The 3,889-nt window shown below is 41.8% G+C and carries 3 protein-coding genes; all 3 read right to left on the reverse strand.

Features of this window, described 5'->3' with window-relative positions; genetic code table 11:
* Window positions 1-124 precede the first annotated feature (124 nt).
* Window positions 125-1,456, reverse strand: a complete 1,332-nt coding sequence (locus FFM57_RS09710) for a serine hydrolase (RefSeq protein WP_137600318.1) — start codon at window positions 1,454-1,456, stop codon at window positions 125-127.
* A gap of 82 nt (window positions 1,457-1,538) precedes the next feature.
* Window positions 1,539-2,699 (reverse strand): sensor histidine kinase, encoded by a 1,161-nt coding sequence (locus FFM57_RS09715; protein WP_137600319.1) that lies wholly within the window; start codon window positions 2,697-2,699, stop codon window positions 1,539-1,541.
* The gene (croR, locus tag FFM57_RS09720) at window positions 2,686-3,375 is read right to left on the reverse strand and encodes a response regulator transcription factor CroR (RefSeq protein ID WP_137600320.1); all 690 of its coding nucleotides are present in this window, start codon (window positions 3,373-3,375) and stop codon (window positions 2,686-2,688) included. Before croR ends, FFM57_RS09715 begins: the two co-directional genes overlap by 14 nt.
* Between the last annotated feature and the right edge of the window lie 514 nt (window positions 3,376-3,889).

Raw genomic sequence — 3,889 nt, forward strand, 5'->3', positions numbered from 1 at the left:
CCGAACACAAAAAGAGAAGTACCGAAGTACTTCCCTAAGCGAATTTAATGTGAAACAACACCAGTTGACAAAGAGCCTAAAGAACTGGAATACGAGCTAACGTGTACTCGTACGCAAGGTCGCTTTAAAACAAATTACTAAACCACTTACCAATTCCTTGGAAGAAGCTCACGACGCTGCGTTGCAGGAGTTGCCAGAAGCTAGCCTTTTCCACGGCGTCTTTAGTAATCAAATCAATTTTTAAATTGGTGCCGTCTGTCGCTTCTAAGTAACCCAGGTCGTCTGTTGTGCTGTAAGTGACCGCACCTACCACGGTACCAGCTTTCACCGGCGCCACCAGTTTGCCGTCGCTATTTAAAACGTCTCCTGGAATTTTAGCGTCAACACTAGCTTCCGTGCCATTTTTATTCCAAACGGTCACGGGGTCTGTCGCTTTCAAGGTGACAGCAACACTTTCTTCTTGCCCTTTATCCACCGGCAGTGTTTGTTTCACGATGTCTAAGGTGGTGGGGTCATAGGTGGTCTTGGTCCAATTAGCAAAGACGTAATCCATCAATAAACCTGTTTCTTTAAAACGTGCCGTGGCGTCATTCAAATGATCAGTGGCGTTCATCACCACCGTAATCAAGCGGGTGTCGTCTTTTAAAATGGTGCCGGTAAAACAAGCACCGGCAATGTTGGTGGTCCCCGTCTTCAAACCATCGACGCCTTCTTTGTAATCAATCATCCCGGGAAGCATCCAATTCCACGTGGTCATTTCGGCAGGGTAGGCGGTATCCGCCGCAAAAGTAGCGCTAGTTTGTTTCGTTGTTTCTAAAATTTCTGGGAAATCGTGAATCAAATGGCGCGCCACGATGGCGACATCTTTAGCTGATAAATAATTTTCAGCGTCGGCCGCTGTCCCGGCGATTACTTTTTCTCCTAGGTCAGAATTATTTAAACCTGAGACGTTGACGATGGTGGCGTCATTAATCCCAAAGGCGACTAACTTTTCTTTCATCATTTCCACAAAAGCTTCTTGGGAGCCAGCGACGTGATCGGCCAAAACCATAATGGCGGCATTCGCCGAAGCAATGGTGCTAGCAGCAAATAAATCTTTGACGCTGTAAGTTTGAGCAGCGTATAAAGGAACATTAGACAATTCATAGTTTTGACTTAAGGTTTCGTAGTAAGGATCGATGGTGACTTGATCATCCCACGTAATTTTTCCTTCTTGGACCGCTTCTAAGACGAGGTAATCACTAATCATCTTCGTCATGGAAGCAATTCCTAAAGCTTCATCCGCATTTTGGGCGTATAAAATTTTACCAGTATCATAATCAATGGCAATGGCGGCATTGGCTTTCACCGTAAAATTATCTTCAGCAGCCACCGGTTGGCTCGTGTAAACAAAAACACTGACTAAACTCACTAGGACACTGAGAAAAAGCAACGTCCATTTCTTTTGTACTTTCAATGGCAAATCTCCTTTTTTACATAATAAAAAGCAACTCTCAGGCTAGTGTACCTGTCTTTTTTGAGAGTTGCAAGGTAATTTCTTATTTACCCAAAGGCAAGTGGAGGATAAAAGAAGTCCACTGGGCATCACTTTTAGCATAAATGTAACCGCCGTGAAGAGCCACGATACTTTGGGCGATGGCTAGACCTAAACCGGTACCCCCTGTTTCTTGGGAGCGGGACTCTTCCACGCGGTAGAAACGGTCAAACAATTGTTGCAGGGCCGCTTGGGGAATTGGCTGGCCGTCATTTTTGACCGTGATGATGGCTTCGGTACCGACTTGCTGGGCTTCCATTAAAATGTGCTGCGCTCCTTTGCCGTACTTTAAGGCATTAGATAGTAGATTATTAAAAACCCGCACTAATTTTTCCGTATCCGCCTCAAAGTAAAAAGGTGTCGGTGTAGTTTTTACGGCAATGGTGACGTGTTTCCGTTCCGCTTCTAAAGCGAAGTCGGCGGCTAGCTGTTCCATCATTTGGTTGAGATCAAAGCGCACTAGTTTTAATTTGGTGGTAGGCTGGCGCACTTTAGTGTATTCAAATAAATCTTCCACTAAAACTTTCATCTGCTTGGCTTTTAAATAAGCCGTATGAGTATAATGCAGAAATTCTTCTTCCGAGTGGTACTGACGATCTTCTATTAAACCAAGGTAACCAATAATCGAAGTTAAAGGTGTTCTCAGGTCGTGACTGACGTTAGTAATCAGCTCGTCTTTAGATTTTTCAATCTTCCGCTCTTCTTCAATGGCGGTGACGGTGCTTTCCACCAAGACATTAATACTGTCAATGACCCGCCCCAAATCGCCACTCAGTTCAAAAGGGATGCGGTGATCGTAATGTCCATTGGCAATGTAGTGGAGCTCAGAGATGACGTGGCGCATTTGCATCTGATGGTAACGGCGAATCAGCCGCCAGTATAAAACGGCTAAATCTAAGACCACAAAAAAGAGAATCAAAAACTTTTTACTGCTGGAAAAAACATTGCTATCTAATTGGGCGTTAAGAATCCCTTTAATGTTAAAGATAGTATCCGTCAAAGATTGACTGTGTTGCACCAACTGATCCAAAATCATCAAGATGGCGACATTAATTAAGAGGAGCAAGACGACAGTCACGATGCCTTCCGCCAATAACTCGCTGACCTCTTTAGAAGTTAAGGTGATGCGGGTTTTATTTTCTCCTTTTAACTCAGCGCGTTTCAATTTTATATCCGACTCCCCACACGGTTTGAATCACTTTTTCGCCATCGGTGGCTTCTTCGATTTTATCCCGCAAATGACTCACGTGGACCATCACGGTTTTAGCTGAGACGACACTTTCTTGTTGCCACACCCGTTCAAAAATTTCATCCGCGGAAAAGACGCGGTTAGGATGACTGGCTAATAAATATAAAATCCCAAATTCCAGCGCCGTCAATTGAATCTGTTGATCCCCAATCGTTTTGACTTCATGGGAATCTTTATTGATGATTAAAGGACCAACTTCTAAAATATCTGGTTCATTGGTGGTGATTTGCATTTTCGTCCGCCGCAATAAAGATTTTACTCGCGCCATTACTTCTAAAGGATTAAAAGGTTTGGTGACGTAATCATCCGCACCGGCGACGAGCCCTTTAATTTTATCCATGTCGGTGGTTTTCGCCGTCAACATAATAATGGGAATTTGCGACTCTTTCCGTAATTCTTTCACCACTTGCATGCCATCCATGTTGGGCATCATAATATCGAGAATCAAAAGATCAATGTCGGGATTGGTCCGCACCTTAGAGAGTGCTTCTTTCCCGTCGTAAGCTTTTACCACTTCGTAGCCTTCATTATGAATATAAATACTCAGTAACTCGACAATCTCTTTATCATCATCAGCAACTAATAACTTCATTATATGGAAACCTCCTGCCAATTTAATACCTTTAGTTTAGCAGATATTCCTTTAAATAGGCATTTTGGACGTGCTATTAAGAGAATATTTACTAATTTTAGAAAAAGGTAAAAAAATAAATCCGAACGATTGGGGAAGTTAACTAGCTGAAAAGCTTTAAAAAAGCAAAGATTCATTTAAAACAAAACTTGTGTTTTTGAAATTCACGATAAAAACGAATAAAAACACTTTTTACGGAAATTTAAAAAAGGATAGTTAAACATTTTTTTGTAATTTTTTGTTGACGACTTACGGAATCCTTGGTATATTAATATGCGTCGCTAAGACATAGTTATCAAGCACTTCAAATTAAATCTAAAAACATCAAATAAAATGTTTGACAGATTCGAGTTGTTATGTTAAGATAACTAAGTCGTTCGGAACGACTCGCAAAACTTAAAAAACTTTTCAAAAAAGTTGTTGACAACGATTTGAAAAGCTGATAAGATATAAGAGTTGCTGGATGCGACAAGGT

Origin of the sequence: Enterococcus nangangensis, from assembly GCF_005405245.1 — a bacterium.
In the GTDB taxonomy this organism is placed as follows: Bacteria; Bacillota; Bacilli; order Lactobacillales; family Enterococcaceae; genus Enterococcus_J; species Enterococcus_J nangangensis.

Coding starts and splice junctions, on each gene's coding strand:
- croR (WP_137600320.1), bottom strand. CDS start 3,375: ATGAAGTTATTAGTTGCTGATGATGATAAAGAGATTGTCGAGTTACTG.